We start from the raw sequence: 21,531 nt of genomic DNA on the forward strand, positions 1-21,531 counted from the left end.
TGACGATGGAGTCCTTGCCGCCGGAGAAGAGGATCACCGGCCGCTCGAACTCACCCGCCACCTCACGGAAGATGTGCACCGCCTCGGACTCAAGAGCGTCCAGATGAGAGAGCGAGAAGGTCACAGCAGCCCCCGCTCGGCCAGCACCGCGTACACCGCGTCCGCCGACTCCTGCGGGCTCTGCGTCTGCGTCCGCAGCGTGAGCGCCGGGTCCGTGGGCGGTTCGTACGGGTCGTCGACACCGGTCAGACCGGTCAGCGCGCCCGCGGCCTGACGGGCGTAGAGGCCCTTGACGTCCCGCTCGCTGCACACCTCCACGGGGGTTGCGACATGCACCTCGATGTACGGCGTCCCGCTTGCCTCGTGCCGTTTGCGGACGGCCTCGCGGCTGTCGGCGTAGGGGGCGATGACCGGGACGACGGAGAGCACGCCGTTGCGGGCGAGGACCTCGGAGACGAGGCCGATGCGCTGCACATTGGTGTTGCGGTCCTCGCGGGAGAAGCCCAGGCCTGCCGAGAGGAAGCGGCGTACCTCGTCGCCGTCGAGGACCTCTACGCGACGCCCCTCGGCCCTCAGCCGATCGCTCAGACGCCGGGCGATCGTCGTCTTACCCGCACTCGGCAGTCCGGTGAGCCAGACGGTGGCTCCCTGAGCCCTTGCCGTGGTGGTCATGCGCAACAGTCCTCTTTCTTACCCGACGAGCGACGTCGTCGAAGGCTAGGTAAGAACTCTGAGAGGACCCGCTAAACAACCTGAGGTTCAGCTGAGTGGCTGCCGTCACACGCCCGCGAACACCGCCCCCGCGTCCCGCAACCGTGCGTGCAGTCCCCGGAACACCTCGGCCGAGCGAGCGCCCGGCCAGTCCCGGGGGAGCAGCCCGGCGGGGAGTCCGGGGTCGACGTAGGGGAGGTGGCGCCAGGAGTCCAGGGCGAGGAGGTAGTCGCGGTAGGCCTCCTGGGGCGGGGTGTCAGCGCGCCGCTCCCAGTCGCGCAGCACGCGCGCGTGGCGGTCGAGGAACGCCTCGTGCTCCTTGGCGATCGCGGTCAGGTCCCACCAGCGGGCCACGGCGTCGGCGGTCGCCGCGAAGCCGAGGTGCTCGCCGCGGAAGAAGTCCACGTACGGGTCGAGCCGTAGCCGCCCGAGGATGTGCCGGGTCTCCTCGTACAGGCGGGCGGGCGCGATCCACACGCCCGGGGCGGCGGTGCCGAAGCCGAGGCCGGACAGGCGGGAGCGCAGGATGTGCCGCTTCTGCCGTTCGGACTCGGGGACGGAGAACACCGCGAGCACCCAGCCCTCGTCGTCCGAGGGGTCGGCCGCGTAGATGCGCCGGTCGCCGTCGTCGAGCAACTGCCGTGCCTCGGGCGAGAGTTCGTAACCGGCGGCGCCCTGGGCGGTGCGGGCGGGCAGCAGCAGCCCGCGCCGTTTGAGCCGGGACACCGACGAGCGCACCGAAGGCGCGTCGACGCCGGCGGCGGCCAGCAGCCGGATCAGTTCCGCGACCGGAACCGGGCCGGGCACGAAGCGGCCGTACGCGCCGTAGAGCGTGACGATGAGAGACCGTGGAGCATGCTGGTCGGACACGTTGATCATCTTAGGTCGTCAGCATCGCTGCTGGTCACCTCGGGTACGCAAGCTCAACCCTCACGGTTCGAAGATCACCGTGGGCGGCGCGTCCATGAAGACGATCACGCGGGAATGATCAGGTGGGAACGGTCAGGCGGCGACGGCGAGTTGGCCGGCCGGTACCCGGTGCGGGGCGACGATCCGGCCGTCGGGCAGCAGCAGGCCGCTGTCGTCGAAGACGATCGCGCCGTCGCACAGCAGCGTCCAGCCCTGCTCGGGGTGGGCGGAGACGACGTGCACGGTGTCGGTGTCGGTCACGGGGCACGAGGACTGGTGGGAACACATGGCGTACCTCCACGTCGGATGCGATCCGTTCCGGCGGCTCCTTCGCCTCCCGCATCGCATATACAGACCATCCTCCCGCCGCGAACTCATCGGAACAGGCTGCTGTGAAGCGTGACAACACGCGGACAACACTCGGACGGTTCCACGACGCTCGGTGCGGACTCGCCACCGAAGGAGTGACGGTCACGGGAGTCGGGGCGCTCGACCGGTACCAGTGGAGACCTCTGCTTCGGATACTTCAGGAGGTATTCCCATGTCCCTGTGTTCCGCCCTCGGTTCGGCGGCCGGTGCCGCGCTGCTGCTGGTCTCCGCCGCCCCCGCCGCGACCGCGTCCGCCGGCTCCTACGAGACGGTGACGGTCGACCCCACGGGCAGCATCGCCCCGGACGGCACCGTCACCCTTTCCGGTACCTACCGCTGCCTCGGCAACTCGGGCCCGGTCTTCGTCAGTTCCTCCGTCTCCCAGGGCGACTCCGCGGTCCGGCACGGCATCGGCGGCACCCGGGCGGTCTGCGACGGCATGGAGCACAGTTGGGAGAACTCGGGCAAGCAGTCGTCCGACCCGCTCACCCCCGGCCCGGCCCAGGTCGAGGCCACCGTGATGGAACTCGCCCCCCAGGGCGGCCTGCCGCTGCCCCGCTTCCACGCGTCACAGCAGCAGGCGATCACCCTGACCGAGAGCTGAGCCCGCACGGGAGTCGAGCTCCGCGTCTCCGGCCCGCCACCCTCAACGGGGGTGGGCCGGACGGGAGTTGAGCCGGGTCAGTGCTGGGTGTTGCTGGCCCAGATCGGGGTCGACCCCGAGTAGATCACCATGTTGCCGTCGCCCTGGAGCCGGAGGATCGAACCGTTGTGGCCGGGGGTCTGGCTGGCCCAGACGGGCTGGTTGCCCGAGGTGTAGACGACGAGGTTGCCGTCCGCCTGGAAGACCGCGTGGTAGTTCGAGCCGAAGGTCATGGTGGCCCAACGGGCCTTGTTGTTCTCGTCGTACAGCACGAAGTTGCCGTCGGACTGCATGCGCAGCCGCGCCTTCTTCGCGTTGATGGACTGGCCCGCGCTCAGCACCCGGGTGGCCGTGACGAGGACGTCCGACGGATAGCTCGACGTCGTGGTGGAACCCGAAGTCCCCGACTTCGTCCCGGACTTGGTCGTGGTGGACTTCTTCGTCGGCTTCGCCGCCGCGGTCGGCTTCTTCGTCTTCACCGTCGTCGGCTCGCTCACCGGCTGTGCGACGGTCGTCTTCCGCGGCGAGGTCTTGTGCGGGGTCGCGGCCTTCGGGGTGGCGTGCTGAGCGGCAGCGGACGGGCTGGACGAGGCATACGCCCCGGAGCCCTGCGTCGCACCGTCGCCGAGGATCGTGCCCGCCTGGTCGGCGACGACCCGGTCATGACTCTCCGGCGTCCGGTCCCGGCTCATCAGCAGCCCCGGTACGGCGATCAGCAGCGCGCCGAGCACCGCAGCACCGGCCAGCAGCGGGCGGCCCGGGCGGCCGACGGACGCGGCGGCCGTGTCGCCGGGCGTGGGTCCGTCGCCCTCCGGGGCGCTCGCGGCCAGCGCGGCGGCGGGCGCCTCGGCCTCGGCGGCCTCCGGCGGCGCAGGTCGGGCCGAAGCGGACTCCGGGCCGGCCGGTTCCACGGGTTCCGCTGTCCCACGGCCGCCGACAGCGAGCGCTTCGGCCTCCGCGGCCGGGGTCGCGGGACCGCTCAGCTCCGCCGCGACGGACTCCGCGGAGAGGGTCCCGGCCGAACCGGCAGCCCCTGAACGGGACTTGGGTGTCGCACTCGCCGTGCTCGCCGCTGCGGATTCCTCGGCTGCCGAGGTCGCCGGCGTCGACGCGGTGGCCGTTGCCGAGGTCTCTGCCGAGGTCTCTGCCACTGTCTTCCTCGCGGTCGGTCCGGTTCGGTCTGTCATCCGCCCTGTCCGCCCCAATCGCCCAGCAGTTCGTCATACGCCTGTATGGACAATCCTTTCACGCGCATACACGCACGGGTGCCAACAGCGGTTCCTTTCCCAGGAGTTAACAATCGTCACGCACAAGCTCCCGCGCTGGTACGGCTGTTGCGCGACGGCACATAATTTGCCGTACGGCATGATGGGGTTGGCCGCAACCGACAGGTGCCGACACGAGGAGGTCAGCTGAGTGCGCCAGGTACTGACGGTCTGTCCGGAGGGCACCGGGGACGCCCGGACGATCGGAGAGGCCCTGGCCAGGGCGCGCGGAGGCGCGGTGCTGAGTGTGCGCCCGGGGACGTACGAGGAGAATCTCGTCGTCACCACCCGGGTGACCATCGTCGCCGAACAGGCGCGCGGCACCGTCCGGTTGGCACCGCGCAAGGGCATCGTGATCTCGCTGCGCGTGGACGCGGTGATGCTGACCGACCTGGTGGTCCAGGGCCAGGACGAGGAACAGCCGGCCGTGGACGCCTCGCACGGGCAGGTCGCGATGCAGGGCTGCGATCTGTCCGGCGCCTCGTGGACGACCGTACTGGCCCGCAACTCCGGCTCGTTGGCGATGCGCGAGTGCCGGGTCTCCAACCGCACGGGCGCCGGGGTCGTGGTCACCTCGCCGACCGAGAGCTCGCTGGAGTCCTGCACCCTCGAACACCTCGGCACCAGCGGTGTGGTGATCGGCGAGCGCGGCCGGGCCACCCTGCGCGGCTGCACGATCCGGGACGCCCGCGGCAACGGCGTGCTCGCCAACGGCGACGCGCAGGGGTCCGTCGAGGACTGTGACCTCGCCTCAACCGACAAGCCGTCGCTGGCACTTGAGGAGCGCAGCGCGATCCGGGTGCTGCGGACCGTGATCCGCGACACCTCCATCGGTGTGCATGTGACCAGCTCCGCCCGCTGTGAGCTGGAGGAGGTGCGGGTCACCGGCTCCAGCGGCCCCGGCATCATCGTCTCGCACGGCAGCGACCCGGTGCTGCGCCGCTGCCGCACCGCCCGCACCACGGGCAACGGCCTGCTGGTGACGGACCGTTCGCGGGGCACGTACGAGGACTGCTGGCTGACCGGCGCCCAGACGGCGGCGCTCCGGGTGGCCGGGGCCTCCTCGCCCACGCTGACCTCGCTGACCGTCCGGGACGGCGAGTCGGACGGCGTCCTCCTCGAAGAGGACGCGGCGGCCGAGCTGGAGCGCGTGGAGATCATCGACGTCAAGGGCGCCGGTGTGGTGATCCGCGGCAACGCCAACCCGCTGGTACGGCGCGCCCGGATCACCGGCGCGGGTGGCAGCGGTGTCTCCGTGCGCGACGGCGGGCGCGGTCGGGTCGAGGACTGCACGGTGGAGGCGCCGGGCGGTGCGGGCGCGGAGATCGCGGCGGGCGGCAACGTCTATCTCGCCGGTTTCCGGGTCAACAACCCAGGTGGTGCCGGTCTGGAGATCGGCGGCGAGGGCACGGCCGCGCTCCGTGACGGCGAGCTGGTCTCGGCCGGCGGCTGCGGTGTACTCGTGGACACCGGCGGCGAGTTGACGGCCAACCGGGTACGGACCGCCGCTGCCGCCGAGCACGGCTTCCTGGTCCGCGACGGTGGCCGGGCCTCCCTGAACGGCTGCGAGGCGGCCGGCAACGACCGCGACGGCATCCGCGTCGAGTCGGAGGCACCGGTCTCGGTCGTGGGCTGCACGGTCCGCGACAACAAGGGCGGCGGCCTCGTCCAGGCCAAGGCGGGCGGCCGGCTCGCGGTGGAGAACCTCACCAGCACCGGCAACGAGTCCCGCGACGCCTGGGGCTTCGGCGAGGCGGAAGGCACCGACCCGGCGGGCACCGTACCGGAGTCGGAGGGGCCCGGACGCCCCGACGGACCGATGGCTGCGCTGGAGGGCCTCATCGGCCTCGACAACGTCAAGGAACAGGTCCGCACCCTCGTCAACCTCACCCAGCTGGCCGCGCGCCGCGCCCAACTCGGCATGTCCGCACCGCCGATGAGCCGCCACCTGGTCTTCGCGGGCCCGCCCGGCACCGGCAAGACCACCGTGGCCCGCCTCTACGGCACGATCCTCGCCGAGCTGGGCGCCCTGCGCTCCGGGCACCTGGTCGAGGTCTCCCGCGCCGACCTGGTCGCCCAGGTCATCGGCGGTACCGCCATCAAGACCACCGAGGCCTTCGAACGGGCCCTGGGCGGCGTCCTGTTCGTCGACGAGGCGTACACCCTCACCTCCGACTCCCGTGGTTCCGGGGCCGACTTCGGGCGCGAGGCCGTCGACACCCTGCTGAAGCTGATGGAGGACCACCGCGAGGACGTGGTCGTCGTCGCGGCGGGCTACTCCGACGAGATGCGCAGCTTCCTCGGCTCCAACCCCGGTCTGGCGTCCCGCTTCTCACGGACCGTCGAGTTCGAGAACTACTCCGTGCCCGAGCTGGTGGAGATCATGGAGAGCATGTGCGTACGCCACCAGTACGCGCTCGCCGACGAGACCCGCCACGCGCTCGCGGTGCACTTCGAGCGAATACCGAAGGACGCCGGGTTCGGCAACGGCCGTGCCGCACGCCAGGTGTTCGAGGAGATGGTGGACCGGCAGGCCGTACGGCTCTCCGCGCTCACCGACGTCACCGAGCAGGACCTCTCGCTGCTGCTGCCGCAGGACATCAGCGAGGAGGCGGCCCGCACCGCCGCCGACGGCCCGAACGCCGTCGATCCCGGCGACGACGCGCTCAGCAGGCTGGACGCGCTGGTCGGACTCCACGCCGTGAAGCGGGACGTCACCGACCTCGTCAACCTGGTGTCCACGGCCAAGCAGCGCGAGGCCGCCGGACTCCCCGTGCCCCGCCTCAGCCACCACCTCGTCTTCACCGGCCCGCCCGGCACCGGCAAGACCACCGTGGCCCGCCTCTACGGCGAACTCCTCGCCTCCCTGGGCGTGTTGCCGCGCGGCCAGCTCGTCGAGGTGTCCCGCGCCGACCTCGTCGGCCGATACGTGGGCCACACCGCGCAGTTGACCCGGGAGGTCTTCGAACGGGCCCTGGGTGGTGTCCTGTTCGTCGACGAGGCATACACCCTTACCCCGCGTGAGGCGTCCGGCTCCGACTTCGGCCGGGAGGCCGTGGACACCCTGCTGAAGCTGATGGAGGACCACCGGGACAAGGTGGTCGTCATCGTCGCCGGCTACACCCAGGAGATGGAGACGTTCCTCGCCTCCAACCCCGGCCTGTCCTCCCGGTTCTCGCGCCGGGTGGAGTTCGCCGACTACTCCTCCGACGAGCTGGTCACCATCGTCCGCGAGCACGCCCTGCAACTCGGGTACGAGTGCGCGGCCGGGCTGGGGCCGGTGCTGCGGCAGTACTTCGACGGGCTGCCCCGCGACCGGTCCTTCGGCAACGCGCGCACCGCCCGCCAGATCCTGGAGCGGATGATGACCCGTCAGGCGGGCCGGCTCAGCAGACTGGCCGTGCCCAGCCTCGACGACCTGCGCCTGCTCCTCCCGGAGGACCTCGCCGACCCGACTGCCACCTCTCCCTCCTCCAGCGGGGCGGCCCGGGCATGACCACGACACACGGCAAGGCCCTCGCCGCCGGTCTGGCCCTGCTGCTGACGGCCGCCGCGGGCGCCGTCGGCGCCGGATCCGCCGCGGCGGCCGACGGCACGGTCCAACTCCCCGTCCTGTCTGCCCGGTTGGACGCCGACGCGGCCTGTACGGCGGGTTCGGCCGTTCTCGCCACCGACGTGCCGTGGGAGCAGGTCTCGCTGCAACTCACCCGGACCTGGCCTTTCGCCTCGGGCGCCGGGGTGACCGTCGGCGTGGTCGACACCGGGGTCTCGGCCTCCGCCCCCGCGCTCAAGGGCCGGGTCACGGCGGTCGGCGACGCCGGGACCGACTGCGTGGGACACGGCACCTTCGTGGCCGGGCTGGTCGGCGCCGCCGTAGCGGACGGGGTGCGGTTCGCGGGTGTGGCACAGCAGGCGCGCATCCTCGCGGTGCGCGGCAGCGACGCGCGCGGGGCGGTCACCGCCGAGCGGGTCGCGGACGGCATCCGGGCCGCCGTGAACGGCGGGGCGAAGGTGGTGACGGTGTCGGCGGCGCTCGCGGCCAACACCCCCACGCTGCGGGCGGCGGTCGCACTGGCTGCGAAGAAGGACGTCCTGGTGATCGCCGCCGCCGTACCGGACACCCCGGCGACGGCGACCTCGGCGACCGACAGCCCGCCCGCCCGTGACTACTACCCGGCTGCCGACGACGGAGTGCTCTCCGTCCTCGACGTCGACGTGGACGGCAAGCGGCCGACCGGCGCGTACACCACCGACAGCGCCGCCATCGCCGCGCCCGGTGACGGGGTGGTCGGCATCGGCCCCGCGAAGAACGGCCACTACATCGGCTCCGGGGCGTCGCTGGCCGCCGGGTTCGTGGCCGGGGCGGCGGCGCTGGTGCGCTCCGTCCACCCGGAGTTGACGGCCGCCCGGACCGCGAGCCTGCTGCGCAGCTCCGCGTACCCGGCCGACGTACCCCGCCTCGACCCGTACGCGGCCGTCACCTCGGTCCTGACCGGCGCCACCACACCCCAGCGGGGTGACTCCGCCTCCCCGGTCCACCTCCCGGCCGACAAGGCCGCCGGACCGCTCCGCCGCGCCCTGTGGCCCGCGTCGGCCGGCCTCGCCGTGATCATCGCGGTGGTGTGGCTGGGCCTGGTTCTGCCCCGGGGCAGGCGCCTGGGCTGGCGGCCGTCCCGGCCGGAGAGCACGGCGGAGAGTGCGGGGAGTCCGGTTCCGGTCGGCGTCGGCGTCGGCGCCCAGGGGACCACGGAGAGCTGACAATTGAGGGGCGGGAGCCTGCCGGCCCCCGCCCCTCAACTGACTTGCCCCGTGCGCCCGTTACTCCTCCGCCCCCGCCGCCAGTGCCGTCTGGATCAGCGACGGCTTGCGGCGGACGATGTGGAGGGCCCGGCCCGGGGGAAGGACCCGGGGTTTGACGTTGCCGAAGACGTAGCCCTCCGACGGTGAGCAGGACATCAGGATGCCCGGGGTGTTGACCTCGTCGAGGCGGCGCAGGAGCTGGTCGTTCAGGCCGCGGCCCGCGCCCGTCGCCGAGCGCGCGACCACCACGTGCAGACCCAACTCGTGGCCCAGGGCGAGGTGTTCGAAGAGCGGGGCGAAGGGATGGTCCATGACCGTGCCGCCGCCGACCATGTCGTAGTCGTCGACGAGGACGAACAGGCGCGGGCCCGTCCACCAGTCGGCCTGCCGCATGCGGGCCGGAGTGATCTCCTGGCCCGGAACGCGGGTGCGCAGGGCCTTCGCCGAGCCGCCGACCAGTTGCTTGAGGGCCTCCAGGGCCACCGCGTGACCGAGGCGGTACTCCTCGGGGACCGCGTCGACCAGGCCGCGGCGGTAGTCCACGACCAGGATGCGCGCCTCGGCCGGGGTGTAGCGGGCGACCACGGAGTCCGCGACCAGCCGCAGCAGGTTGGTCTTGCCGCTCTCCGTGTCGCCGACGGCGACCAGGTGCGGGGTGCGGGAGAAGTCGTGCCAGACGGTGCCCAGGGTCTCCTCGTCCTGGCCGAGCGCCAGCTTGAGGCTCTGGCCGTCGCCGAGTTCCGGCTCGGCGAGTTCGGCCGCGGGCAGCCGGTGCGGGAGCATCCGGACCTGGGGGGCGCGCGGCCCGTGCCAGGAGCTCGCGATCCGGTCCACCAGGTCCGCGACACCCTCGCTGAGCGTCTCCGGGTCGGTGGAACCGTCGCCGCGGGGCAGCGCGGACAGGAAGTGGAGTTTCGTCTCGACGGTCAGACCCCGGCCGGGGATCTGCGGCACCGCGCTCGCCTTGCGGATGTCCACGACGGAGTCCATCGTGTCGCCGAGCCGCAGCTCCAGCCGGGTCGCGGACTGGTCGCGGACCGGGGCGGTGAGCTCCAGCCAGCGGGCGGTCGCGACGATCAGGTGGATGCCGTAGTTGAGACCGCTGGTGGCGATCTGGTTGAACGTGGGGATGTACTGGTCGAAGTTCTGCCGGACCGCCGACCAGCCGTCGATCACCAGGAAGATGTCGCCGTGCGGCTCGTCGGGGAACTCCCCGGCCGCCCGGCGGCGCCGGTAGGTCGACATCGAGTCGATGCCGTTGTCCAGGAAGAACTGCTCGCGCTGGGTGAGGACGGCGGTGACCTCGGCGACCGTACGGCTGATCCGCTCGGTGTCTAGGCGGGCCGCGACCCCGCCGACATGCGGCAGACCGGTCAGCTGGGAGAGCGTGCCGCCGCCGAAGTCCAGGCAGTAGAACTGGACTTCGCGCGGGGTGTGGGTGAGCGCGAGCGCCATGATGAGGCTGCGCAGCACCGTCGACTTGCCGCTCTGCGAACCACCCGCGACGGCGACATGGCCGCCCGCCCCGGCGAGGTCCACCACGAGCGGGTCACGGCGCTGGTCGAACGGCTTGTCCACCAGGCCGACCGGCACCCGCAGCTTCCCGGTGCCCGTCCAGCGGGACGCGGTCAGGCCCCGGTCCGGGTCCTCGGCGAGACCTCCGAGCAGGACGTCCAGCGGGGACGCGGTGTCCAGCGGCGGCAGCCACACCCGGTGCGCGGGCGGCCCGGAGTCGCGCAGCCGGTCCAGCGCCACCGCCAGCAGGCTCTCGGCGCTCTCCTCCGCCTCGGGCTCCGGTGCCGCGATCGCGGCCGGTGCCGGAGCGCGCGGCACGATGTACCCGGTCGACCAGGGCACCACCTGGGTGGCGACCCGGGCCTGCGCGACGGCACCGCCACGCCTGCGGTAGGGGCCGGAGACGTAGGCGGCGCGGAACCGGGTGAGGGCCTCGATGCCGCTTTTCAGATAGCCGCTGCCGGGCTGCGAAGGCAGTTCGTAGGCGTCGGGGACACCGAGGACACCCCGGGACTCCATCGCGGAGAAGGTGCGCAGACCGATCCGGTACGACAGGTGCGACTCCAACTGGTGCATACGGCCCTCGTCCAGGCGCTGCGAGGCCAGCAGCAGATGCACGCCGAGGGACCGGCCGAGGCGGCCGATCATCACGAACAGCTCCATGAACTCCCGGTGCGAGGCGAGGAGTTCGCTGAACTCGTCGACGACCACGAACAGGCTGGGCAGCGGGGCGAGATCGGCGCCGCCGGACCGCGCCTTCTCGTACTCCAGCGCCGAGGTGTAGTTGCCCGCCGACCTCAACAGCTCCTGGCGGCGGATGAGTTCGCCGTGCAGCGCGTCCTGCATGCGCTCCACCAGGGCGGCCTCGTCGGCCAGGTTGGTGATGACGGCGGAGGTGTGCGGGAGTTCGTCGAGACCGAGGAAGGTCGCGCCGCCCTTGAAGTCCACCAGGACGAAGTTGAGGGTCTCGGAGGAGTTGGTGAGCGCGAGACCGAGGACGAGGGTGCGCAGCAGCTCGGACTTGCCGGACCCGGTCGCGCCGATCAGCATGCCGTGTGGGCCCATGCCGCCCTGCGCGGACTCCTTGATGTCCAGCTCCACGGGCCGCCCGTCCGCGCCGACCGCGACCGGGACACGCAGCCGGCCGGAGCCGGTGTGCCGCCGCCACAGGGTGTCGGGGTCGAGCCGGTGCAGGTCGGCGATGCCGAGCAGGGTCGTCAACTCGGTGTCGTTGGAGAGCGGTTCGACCGCGTCGGAGGACAGACTCATCCGGTACGGCGAGATCAGCCGGGCCAGCGACTCGGCGGCCACCGGACCCACCCGGTCGGGTCGGCCCAGGACCGTGGTCTGCTCCTTGCGGCTGCGGTCGGTGCGCACCAGCGCGACGGCGTCCGGGGACACGTCCAGGCGCAGCGTGGTGCGGCCGGGCCGCCAGGTGAGCGAGTCGGAGAGGTCGAGGACGATCGCGTTGCGGTAGCCGGGCCCGTCGAAGCGGTGGCCGGACGGGATGGCCGCGCCGTCCACCACGACCACCACCAGCGGCTCGTCACGGCCGGGCACCGCGTCGGGGTCGAACGCGGGCCGCTCGGAGAACTCGCTGCCGAGCTGGTCCTCCAGGTCGGTGAAGGCCGAGGCCACCATGCGCAACGGGCCCGCGCCGTCCGTCTCTTGGGGGTGGTGATTGTGCGGCAGCCACTTCACCCACTCCCACTCCGCCCGCACCTCGTCGGCGGCGCAGACCGCGATCCACAGCTCCTCCGGCGGGTGGAACAGGGCCAGTTGGGCCAGCGCGGCCCGGAGCATCCCCCGGGACGCCTCGCGGTCACCGCGGACCAACACCCGTGACCAGGACCGCAGATACAGCGCGATGGGCTGGCCGGGCACGGTGCTGTAGGCGCGGATGAAGCGCCGCAGGGCGTGCGCGCACAGCGGTTCGAGGTCCTCAACCGGCTTGCTGGACACGGGAGTCAGCCGCATCGCGAGCTGCTGGTCGCCGACCGCTATCCGCACCTCGCCGAAGTCGTCGTCCTTGACCCGGCGCTCCCACAGTCGCGTGGTGCGGACCATGGTGCGCAGCACCCGGGGCTCGGGATGCCGCCAGGCCAGGGCGAGCTGCTGCTCGACCACGGCCCGCTGCACGGTACGCCGACTCTGCGCCAAGTAGCGCAGATAGTCCCGGCGTTCACCACGCAGCCGCTGCTTGCGGTCGCCCGCCTTGCGCATCACCTGACCGACCATCATCGCGCCGGCGGCCATCACCATCATGCCGAGCGCGAGATACATGAAGATGCCGTTGGACTGACCGCCCGACCGCATGAACATCATCATCATCGAGACCGACATCATCGCCATCGGCAGATACGTCCACACCGCGGAGGTGTCCGGGACGATCTCCATGAGAGTCGGCGGCTCCTGCAGGACCAACTCGCCGGCGGGCATGTCGGGTCCGCGACGGCGGGCCGGACGACGGAACAGGACCACGCTCAACGCTTGGGGCTCCTAACGGACTTCGCGCACCGCGGCGGTACGTGGGGGGCGTGCACCGGATCGGACCTCGGCACTTCCACGGTGGAGGAATCTGTCAACACCGTTCGTGGGGGCTCCCGTTGACACGCGTCGTAGGGAGTGTCAGTAGTGTGCACCCCGTCAACTCTGTACGTCCATGTCACCCCCCGCATCACCAGCACCCTGTTCCCCCCACCTCGCACGCCGCGCCGCGTGCCCCCGTTTCGATGTCCAGGAGACGTGAGCCCCGGTATGACCGACACTTCCGTGACCGGACTGTGCCATCTGACCGTGCGTGCCCCGGCCCGCACCATCGACCTCGCCGTGCCGTCCGACGTGCCGGTCGCCGATCTGCTGCCCACGGTGCTGCGGTACGCGGGGGAGGAGGCCGAGGAGACCGGTCTCGAACACGACGGCTGGATACTCCAGCGCCTCGGCGGCCGGCCGCTCGACGAGGAGGCGACCCTCGCCTCCCTCGAACTGACCGACGGCGAGGCGCTCCATCTCCGGCCGCGCACCGAGGCATTGCCCGAGGTACGGCTCGACGACCTGGTCGACGGCATCGCCGCGGTCACCCGGGACCGGCTGCACGGCTGGAGCCCGGAGGCGGCCCGCCGGCTGCTGCGCGGCCTGCTCGCGCTGGCGGTGCTGACCGGTCTGGTCCTGCTGGCCCTGCCGGGCGCCCCGGCGTCGCTGCGCGCGGCAACCGCCGTAGGAACGGGCCTGTTGCTGCTGGCCGGGGCCGCGTCGGCGAGCCGGGCGGTGGACGATCCGGCGACCGGTGCGGTCCTGGGGCTGCTGGCGTCCCCGGCGCTCGCGCTCGCGGGCTGGCTGGTGCCGGGCGGTGAGCTGAGCGGTCCGCAGGCCCACCAGGTGCTGGGGGCACGGCTGTTGGGGGCGGCGGCGGCCTGGGCGGGCGGCGCCGTCCTGGCCCTCGCGGCCTCCGCGGCCCGCACCCCGCTGTTCCTGGCCTCCGCGCTGGTCGCGCTCGCCACGGCGGGCGGCGGCGCCCTGATGACGGTGTTCGACGTACGACCGGCCGCCGCGGCCGGGGTGATCGCCGCGCTGACGGTGCTGCTCGGGGGCCTGGTGCCCTCGCTGTCGTTCAAGTTCGCCGGGATGCGGATGCCCCCGCTGCCGACCAACCCGGAGCAGTTGCAGGAGGGCATCGAGCCCTACCGGGGCAACGACGTGACGGTCCGCACCGAACTCGCCGGCGAGTGGATGACCGCGCTCTACGGCGCGACGGGCGTGCTCTCCTCGGCCTGCCTGGTGGCCCTGGCCCGCCGCCCGAGCCTCCCGGCGCTGCTCGTCGCCCTGGTCCTGTCGCTGCTGCTGCTCCTGCACGGCCGGGGCCTGGTCAACACGGCCCAGCGGCTGGTGCTCGTACTCCCGGGCGCGTGGGGCCTGTTGCTCCTCGCGTTCGGCTGGGGCCTGCGCCTGTCCGGCACCGAGCGGACCCTGCTGGTCGCCGGGCTCCTCGCGGTGGCGGCGGCCCTCACGGTCGCGGTGTGGACCGTACCGGGACGGCGCCTGGTCCCGTACTGGGGGCGCGCGGCGGAGATCCTGCACTCCCTGCTGGCGATCGCCCTGCTGCCGCTGACCCTGTGGCTGCTGGGTGTCTTCGGTACCCTTCGCGGCATTTTCGGCTGACCCGCCCGCGAGGGCCGACCCGACCAGAACCTGAACGACCGAGCAGGAGGAAAGCGTGCGGTCGAAGCGCGACCAGGTGCAAGCGCACACGTTCATGATGGGCCGCCTGACCTCGGGCATGCTGCTGGCCGACCCGGACGCACCGGAGAGTCCGCTGGGCCGTACCAGCCGGGGCGCCCTGGTCGGCCTGATCGTCGGCGTGCTGTTCTGCGGCGGGGCGCTGGTGTTCGGGCTGCTCAAGCCGGGCGGCAACGACGCCTGGCGCAGCGGCGACACCCTGATCGTCAACAAGGACACCGGCGCCCGCTACCTGTACGCCGACGGCCGGCTGCGCCCGGTGCGCAACTACGCCTCGGCCGTGCTGATCGGCGGCGCCGACCTGAAGACCACCTCGGTCGGCTCGGCGTCGCTCGCGGGCACCCCGGTCGGCCGGCCGGTCGGGATCACCGGCGCCCCCGACTCCGTACCGTCGTCAGGTGAGTTGGAGTCCTCGCCGTGGGAGGTCTGCTCCACGGGCTCCGGCCTGCAGACGACCCTCGTGCCGGGCGCCCCGGTGGAGACGGCCCCGGTCGGCGCGAAGTCGGCGCTGGTGGTGAAGGGCCCGGACAAGCACACCTACCTGGTGTGGCAGGGCAGCCGGCTCGAACTGGACGAGGACTCGGGCGCGGCGGAGTCCCTCGGCTACGCGCCCGTGACCCCCCGTCCGGTCTCGGCGGCCTTCCTCGACGCCCTGGTGACCGGCCCCGACCTGGCCACCCCCAAGGTCGAGGGCCGCGGCACGGCAGGGCCCGAACTGGGCGGCCGGGCCACCCGGATCGGGCAGGTCTTCCGCGTGGTCGCGGGCTCCGGGAACCAGGAGTACCTCCTGCAGAAGGACGGCCTGTACCCGGTGACGGACACCCAGTCGGCGCTGCTCCTCGGCGATCCGGACACCCGCAAGGAGGCCTACGACGGCGGGGCGCCGAACGTCGTCACGATCGACGTCTCCGACCTGCGCGCGCATCAGGCGCCGGGAACGGCGGGGACCGCCCCCTCGGTCGCGGGCCTGCCGGACAGTCCGCCCAGCGCGCTGGCGCTCGCGGCGGGGGAGTCGGTGTGCGCCCAGGTCGATCCGGCCGACGGGCAGGTGCGGGTGACCTCGGTCCGGGTCGCCGAGTCCGCGCTGGCCCCGGCGGCGCAGGCCGACCCGACGGCGCTGACCGCGGCCTGCGTGCCGGTGGACCAGGCGGTGGCCCGGCCCGGACACGGCACGCTGGCAAGGGCGTTGGGCGCGGCCGGTGAGACGGTCGGCGACACCACGTTCCTGATCGGCGACGACGGTGTGAAGTACCGCATCCCGGACGCCAACGCGCTCGCCGCTCTCGGCTACGACGGAGCGACCCCGGTCAAGGTGCCGTCCACGCTGCTGGCGATGCTGCCCACCGGCCCGGAGCTGAGCGCACGGGCCGCCGCGTCGGACTCGGGCGGGGCGGCACAGGCGCCGGGCGCGGCGGCGCAGTGCGGGACCGGTGGGTCCGTCCCCGGTGGGACCGGCTCGGGTCCGGCCGCCGTCGCCGGGCGAACCCCGGCGGGCGGCTCGGCCGGGACACCGCAGTCGGCCGTGAACCCCAACTTGCCCTCCGTGCCCGCGAACTGACGGATTCACGCCGATCGAGATCGTGTTCACGCCAATCTGGAACGAGTCCAGAACCGGAATGCGCGGAGCCTCGTGTTCCGGTCAAGTTGCCTAGCAGTAAAAGCATTTGACGGGAAGCCGGATGCAACCTCAGATCTTCCTCAGTTCGTTGCCGCCGCAACTTCCGCCAATCTAGGCTCAGTTGTACTCGTACTGTAGATCGACTTGCGAAAGGTGGGACGATGGCTGGAGATGGCCAGCAGTCAAGCGAAGGCTCGACCCGGAACGGAATCCAGGCCCTGGAGAGCGCCTTCAGCGGCATCGTGAAGATCCGCCAGGACGTCGACAGCACCCGTTCCGCCCTGGGCAGCGGCTACCAGGGCAGCGACGGCGGCCAGTACGGCCAGCTCCTCGCGCAGTGGGACGGCCAGTGCAACGTCATCCTCAAGAACCTCGAGGACGTCATCGACCGGCTGAACCAGAGCCTCGTGGAACACAACAAGACCCAGGGCTCCTCGAACGACTCCATCAACCAGGCGTACAACGCGGCCCAGTCGGCCTTCGACCAGCTCGCCGGCTGACCTCCCGGTCACGTCCGGTCCCCCCATCGCGTAAGAGAGGCAAGCTGTGGCAGACAACCTGTCCGACGGTGTCATCTACGTCAGCTACAACCACATGTCCAACGCCGCGGACGACATGGTGGCGCAGACCAAGGCGATCGCCCAGACGCTCTCCAACCTTGAGCAGGAACTCGGCGAGCTGTCCAAGACCTGGTACGGCAACGACGCCGACACCTACCGCCAGAAGCAGGCGGCCTGGGACGGCGCGGTACAGAACATGGAGACGCTGCTCACCTCGCACTCGCAGCTCCTCAACGAGATCTCCAACAGCTACAAGTACAGCGAGAACTCCCTCAGCCAGATGTGGTCCGAGGTCACCATCGGCCGCTGAGCCGGCCGCACCGCACCGACCGGTCTCCTCGCGGTCGGTGCGGGTCCAGGCTCCTTCCCGTTCCGTCGCCGCGCCGTACGCCAGGCCCGGCGCGTTCCGCCCGCGGAGGCACCCATGGCTGATCTGACCCACCTCGACTCGACCGCGCTGAAGAACTTCAAGAACACCGACATCGCCGAGTTCATCAACGATCTGCTGGCCATCCGCAAGGACAACCCGGCGGGTGTCCGGTCCCTGAAGAACCTGATCGCCGAAACCGGCGCCGGTTCCGCCCAGGGCCTCGCCAAGATCCTGCGCATCGGCCTGATGAACGGCGGCGACAGCTCGGACCCGGTCGGCGGCGGCACGCTCGTGGAGGCGCTCAAGACGCAGGCGACCGCGCTGGACAAGATCCTCACCGATCACAAGACGCTCTTCGACGACATCGACGACGCGCTGGACGAGACGATCACCAAGCTGCTGAAGACCCAGGGCGACAGCCTCGACTCGATCGACGGCGAGAAACTGCTGGACATCTTCGACACCGTCGACGGCGACATGAGCGGCAGCGACTCGAAGACCTGAGGCCGGTGCGGGTCCCGCCGACTCCTGCCGATCTCCGGGCCCCGCCCTCGCACCCCGCTCCCTCCCCGTCCTCGCCCCCACATTCCCAGCAGCGGAGTTCCGCCCCATGGCCGACAGCACTCCTTCCTCCGGGTCCCCCACCTACGACCCGGACGACTACTTCGCCCAGGCCGTCACCGACTTCACCGGCTATACGATCCCGACCCGGTCGAGCCTGTTCACCAAGCTCAGCAGCTCGAACGACGACTCCTTCGGCAACCTCAAGCTGTTCCGGATGGACATCCAGGGCATGTCCATGAGGTCGGTGACCGCGGCCGACTACTCGGCGATCGGCGGCTGGCACGTCAACAGTGGCGAGGACTACGACCTGGCCTTCTACGACGCCGGCGGGGACGGCGCGCACAGCAGCGTGGAGATGAAGAAGGCGCGGATCGTGATGATCGGCGTCACCGTCGACGCGAACGGCCGCGCCACGCTCTGGAGCGGCGGGGACATCGTCGGCGGCGGCGCGTTCGAGGGCTCGTACTCGCACGTCCAGTGGGACTCGGGGCCGATGGCCCAGTACATCTCGGGCAGCAAGCTGGTCCTCGACCACATCCTGGCGTCGCCGTACTCGACGCAGGGCTTCTCGTACAGCGGACTGTCGGTCGTCGACGCCAACGCCGTCGACATGCTCTCCTTCGAGACCACCGGGCAGTCCTTCGACCGGGTGGTGCAGTTCTTCAAGGACCACTCGGACATCGTGAACCAGTGGATGACCTCGCTCGGCGAGGACCAGGCGGCCTGGAAGGGCAAGGCGGCCAGTCTCTTCTGGCATCTGCTGGACGAGCTGAAGACCAACTACGACGGCTACGTCTCCCAGTTGGGCGGCAGCGACTACACGGCGACCAACAGCACCCTCGGCGGCTACGTCCCGAAGTCGAAGCTGAGCGACGCACTGGCCGCCGCGCAACTCGCGCTGAAGAACGCGATCACCGCCCTGCAGGCCGCGTGGACCGACTGGGCGTCGGACGGCCAGCACGACCCGCACTACCACGTGAAGAAGATCCTCGACGGCATCAGTCAGTGGGTCATCAACAACAACATCAATCACGTGCTGGAGGAGACCACCGTCGCCGGCGAGAGCGCCGTCACGACCTACTCGACCACCGACGGGTTCAAGCAGACCGTCCCCGAGTACGGCGACCTCACCCAGAAGACCACCTGGCAGAAGGTCGCCGACGCCGCCGTCAAGAGCTGGTCGGACCACGCGGACTCCAAGCTCAAGCAGCCGTCCATCGACGCGCTCAGCAATGTGAAGAACGCCTGGGCCGATGTCGAGGACGCCTTCGCCCAGGAGGTCAAGAACAAGAACAACGAGACGCTCTCCGAGGTCCTCCAGAAGGAGGAGAACGAGATCGCCGAGGACAAGGCGAACGAAGCCAACGACAAGCTCAACGACAACCTGAACAACCTCGGGGACAACCTCAACAACCTCGGCGACAACCTGAACAACCTCAACGACAACGTGAACGACAACCTCAACAACCTGGGGGACAACCTCAACAACCTCGGCGACGGCCTGAACAACAATCTCAACGACATCGGCGACGGCCTCAACAACTTCGGCACGAACCTCAGCACCAACCTGAACGACGGCCTCAACAACATTGGTGACGGCCTGAATTCGAGCCTCAACAACCTGAACGACGATCTCGGCAACAGCCTGAACAACGTCGGCAGCGGTCTCGACGACCTCAACAACAGCGACCTCGCCAACGCCGCGCTGAACACCCTCGGCCCGTCGCTCCTGAACAACGGCAACAACTCCACCAAAGACGGTTCGACCACGTTGAACTCCCCGACCGGGGGCACCACCCAGCTCAACGGCGACGGCACACTCACCACGACGTTCCCGGACGGCTCCACCCAGACCATCGACCCGTCGACCGGCCTGGTCACCACCACCAACCCGGACGGCACCACCTCGGTCTCCCAGCTCAACCCGGGCAGCACCATCACCAACCCGGACGGCTCGACCACCACCCTGAACGACGACGGCACCCTCACCACGAAGTTCCCGGACGGCACGAGCCAGACCCTCGACCCGACCACCGGCCAGGTCAGCACGCTCAACCCGGACGGCACCACCTCGCTGTCGCAGCTCAACCCGACCACCGGCTCCTTCACCACCCCGGACGGCTCGACCGCCCAGCTCAACGCCGACGGCTCGCTGACCACGCATTTCCCGGACGGCTCCACCGAGACGCTCAACCCGGACACCGGTCAGATCTCCGTCACCGACCCCTCGGGCCACGTCACCACCACGCACCTCAACCCGGGCGACTCCTTCACCAACCCGGACGGCTCCACCACCACGCTCAACAACGACGGCACGCTCACCACGAAGTTCCCGGACGGCTCCGTCCAGACCCTCAACCCGGACACCGGCCAGCTCACCACCACCGACCCGTCGGGCCACACGACCACCACCGACATCGACGGCACCGGCCTCCCCTCGTCCTCGATCGACACCAGCAACCTCAACGGCAGCAACATCGACACGAGCGGGCTGAACAACGGCAGCGGCCTCGACACGAGCGGCCTGAACACGACCACGACCGGCCTCAACGGCGGCGGCCTCGGCGGCGGCAGCCTCAACACGACCGGCGGCGGCCTGGATTCGGGCCTCGACAGCGGCTACGACGACTACGACAGCACCCCCTATACCGGCGGCGCGCTGCGCTCCGACGCCCTCGACTCCAGCACCCTCGCCGCCGCCTCCACCGATGGGCAGAGCGCGTCGGGCGGCACCCCGCTCAACCCGATGGGGATGGGCGGCATGGGAGGCATGGGCGGCGGAATGGGAGGCGGAGGCGGCGGGCAGGGCGGCAACACCGAGCGCACCCGGGCCGTCCTCACCGACCCGTCCAACACCGCCACCCGGCGCGGCCGGAACAACCGGGCCGCATCCGTGGACGAGGACGAGGACATCGTGCTGACCCGGCCCACCACGTCCAGCGCCCCGTACCCGGTGGGCGGTCCCGGCAACAACGGCGCCGGCCAGAACGGCCGCTCCACGGAGAGCGGCGACCGGGCCCGGGACGCGTGGCTCACCGAGGACGAGGACGTCTGGGGCACGGACGAGGGCGGTTCGCCGGCGGTGATCGGCCGATGAACGCGGGACGTTCCGTCCGGAACAGCACACGAGGTGCCGGATGAGCAGTGAGTCGATCGAGCAGCGGCTGGCCAAGGCGATGGCCGAACTGGAGGCCACCGAGGCCGCGGTGGCCCGCGCCGAGAGCGAACTCGCCCACGCCGAGAGCACGGTGCGCTCCGCGGACCGCGCGGTCGAGGTGACCGTCAGCGCGCAGGGCGACCTGCGCGCGCTGACCTTCCTGGACGACAAGTACCGCACCATGCCCGCCGGTCAGCTCGCCGCGAGCGTGCTGGAGGCGGTGCAGGAGGCCCGGGCCCGGATGGCCCGGCACGTCATGGCCACCTTCGAGCCCTTCACCCAGGCCAACCCCGAGGCACCCGAGATCGCCGGCTTCGACGTGGACTGGAACAAGATCTTCGGGCCAGGTGTCCTGGAGGGCCCCAAGGGCGGCCGACGGCGCGGAGCCGGCCGGCTCCGCGACGAGATCAGCGAAGACCCGGAGGACTGAGAAGACGATGTCGTCGAACGCCTACTCCGCCAGCCCGGCGGCGCTCATCGCCGGTACCCGGCAGATCGAGCAGATCAGCCGGCTGGCCAACGAGATGATCAACGAGTTCATCACCGATGTGTCGTCCACCTCCGGCTGGCCCGGAAACGACGACGACTTCGCGAAGCAGATGCGGCCGCAGGAGAAACAACAGCGGGAGGGTTCCGTCGACACCGGCTCGTCCCTCTCCGAGGCCATCGTCAGTATCGGCGACGGCACCCTCACCAACCTCAAGAGCGTGCTGGGCACCCAGAACGGCGTACTGGACGCCATCCACGACTCGAACACGGGCGACACCAACAGTGGTTCGCACAACGGAAAGCACTGACGCGGCGGACCGCCCCT

At 71.1% G+C, this 21,531-nt stretch carries 16 protein-coding genes and 1 pseudogene; 11 read left to right on the forward strand and 6 right to left on the reverse strand.

The window, feature by feature from the left end:
* The 4 genes and pseudogenes from OC490_RS47580 to OC490_RS47595 form a co-directional block, all read right to left on the reverse strand.
* Nucleotides 1-115: pseudogene (locus OC490_RS47580) on the reverse strand (sulfate adenylyltransferase small subunit); the annotation flags it as partial.
* 5 nt (nt 116-120) lie between these two features.
* Entirely contained in the window at nt 121-672 is a 552-nt protein-coding gene (gene cysC, locus OC490_RS47585) for an adenylyl-sulfate kinase (protein ID WP_262064302.1), read from the reverse strand.
* Between the two features lie 105 nt (nt 673-777).
* The gene (locus OC490_RS47590) at nt 778-1,590 is read right to left on the reverse strand and encodes a PaaX family transcriptional regulator C-terminal domain-containing protein (RefSeq protein WP_262064303.1); all 813 of its coding nucleotides are present in this window, start codon (nt 1,588-1,590) and stop codon (nt 778-780) included.
* A 123-nt stretch (nt 1,591-1,713) separates the two neighbouring features.
* On the reverse strand, nt 1,714-1,908 hold the full coding sequence (locus tag OC490_RS47595; protein ID WP_262064304.1) for a DUF5999 family protein: 195 nt from the start codon (nt 1,906-1,908) through the stop codon (nt 1,714-1,716).
* Nucleotides 1,909-2,161: 253 nt separating this feature from the next.
* Between OC490_RS47595 and OC490_RS47600 the strand changes: the two genes are divergently transcribed.
* Nucleotides 2,162-2,593 (forward strand): DUF6299 family protein, encoded by a 432-nt coding sequence (locus tag OC490_RS47600; RefSeq protein WP_262064305.1) that lies wholly within the window; start codon nt 2,162-2,164, stop codon nt 2,591-2,593.
* 77 nt (nt 2,594-2,670) lie between these two features.
* On the opposite strand, the gene OC490_RS47605 is transcribed toward OC490_RS47600, so the two are convergent.
* Nucleotides 2,671-3,783 carry a hypothetical protein gene (locus tag OC490_RS47605; RefSeq protein ID WP_262064306.1) on the reverse strand — a complete coding sequence of 371 codons (1,113 nt, stop codon included), beginning with the start codon at nt 3,781-3,783 and terminating at the stop codon, nt 2,671-2,673.
* Nucleotides 3,784-4,048: 265 nt separating this feature from the next.
* Between OC490_RS47605 and OC490_RS47610 the strand changes: the two genes are divergently transcribed.
* Together OC490_RS47610 and OC490_RS47615 are read left to right on the forward strand one after the other, a co-directional pair.
* The gene (locus OC490_RS47610) at nt 4,049-7,393 is read left to right on the forward strand and encodes a right-handed parallel beta-helix repeat-containing protein (protein ID WP_262064307.1); all 3,345 of its coding nucleotides are present in this window, start codon (nt 4,049-4,051) and stop codon (nt 7,391-7,393) included.
* On the forward strand, nt 7,390-8,655 hold the full coding sequence (locus OC490_RS47615) for a S8 family serine peptidase (RefSeq protein WP_262064308.1): 1,266 nt from the start codon (nt 7,390-7,392) through the stop codon (nt 8,653-8,655). The genes OC490_RS47610 and OC490_RS47615 overlap by 4 nt, the downstream gene beginning before the upstream one ends.
* Before the next feature lie 60 nt (nt 8,656-8,715).
* Here OC490_RS47615 and eccCa read toward each other — a convergent pair whose 3' ends face one another.
* Nucleotides 8,716-12,651, reverse strand: coding sequence for a type VII secretion protein EccCa (eccCa, locus tag OC490_RS47620; RefSeq protein ID WP_262064316.1), 3,936 nt, complete (start codon nt 12,649-12,651; stop codon nt 8,716-8,718).
* A gap of 318 nt (nt 12,652-12,969) precedes the next feature.
* On the opposite strand from eccCa, the gene eccD reads away from it, so the two are divergent.
* The 8 genes from eccD (at nt 12,970) to OC490_RS47660 (ending at nt 21,514) form a co-directional block, all read left to right on the forward strand.
* Nucleotides 12,970-14,370: a type VII secretion integral membrane protein EccD gene (eccD, locus tag OC490_RS47625; protein WP_262064309.1), complete on the forward strand. Its 1,401-nt coding sequence runs from the start codon at nt 12,970-12,972 to the stop codon at nt 14,368-14,370.
* A gap of 55 nt (nt 14,371-14,425) precedes the next feature.
* Complete coding sequence (gene eccB / locus OC490_RS47630) at nt 14,426-16,006, forward strand: type VII secretion protein EccB (protein ID WP_262064310.1); 1,581 nt, start codon at nt 14,426-14,428, stop codon at nt 16,004-16,006.
* 221 nt (nt 16,007-16,227) lie between these two features.
* Nucleotides 16,228-16,566 carry a hypothetical protein gene (locus OC490_RS47635; protein WP_200717421.1) on the forward strand — a complete coding sequence of 113 codons (339 nt, stop codon included), beginning with the start codon at nt 16,228-16,230 and terminating at the stop codon, nt 16,564-16,566.
* Between the two features lie 46 nt (nt 16,567-16,612).
* Nucleotides 16,613-16,936 (forward strand): WXG100 family type VII secretion target, encoded by a 324-nt coding sequence (locus OC490_RS47640; RefSeq protein WP_262064311.1) that lies wholly within the window; start codon nt 16,613-16,615, stop codon nt 16,934-16,936.
* 114 nt (nt 16,937-17,050) lie between these two features.
* Nucleotides 17,051-17,500, forward strand: a complete 450-nt coding sequence (locus OC490_RS47645; protein ID WP_262064312.1) for a type VII secretion system-associated protein — start codon at nt 17,051-17,053, stop codon at nt 17,498-17,500.
* A gap of 106 nt (nt 17,501-17,606) precedes the next feature.
* Nucleotides 17,607-20,657 carry an AAWKG family protein gene (locus tag OC490_RS47650; RefSeq protein ID WP_262064313.1) on the forward strand — a complete coding sequence of 1,017 codons (3,051 nt, stop codon included), beginning with the start codon at nt 17,607-17,609 and terminating at the stop codon, nt 20,655-20,657.
* Between the two features lie 40 nt (nt 20,658-20,697).
* Complete coding sequence (locus OC490_RS47655; protein WP_262064314.1) at nt 20,698-21,147, forward strand: YbaB/EbfC family nucleoid-associated protein; 450 nt, start codon at nt 20,698-20,700, stop codon at nt 21,145-21,147.
* Between the two features lie 7 nt (nt 21,148-21,154).
* Entirely contained in the window at nt 21,155-21,514 is a 360-nt protein-coding gene (locus OC490_RS47660) for a hypothetical protein (RefSeq protein ID WP_262064315.1), read from the forward strand.
* Nucleotides 21,515-21,531 lie beyond the last annotated feature (17 nt).

Origin of the sequence: Streptomyces sp. STR69 (assembly GCF_024519455.1) — a bacterium.
Lineage (GTDB): Bacteria > Actinomycetota > Actinomycetes > Streptomycetales > Streptomycetaceae > Streptomyces.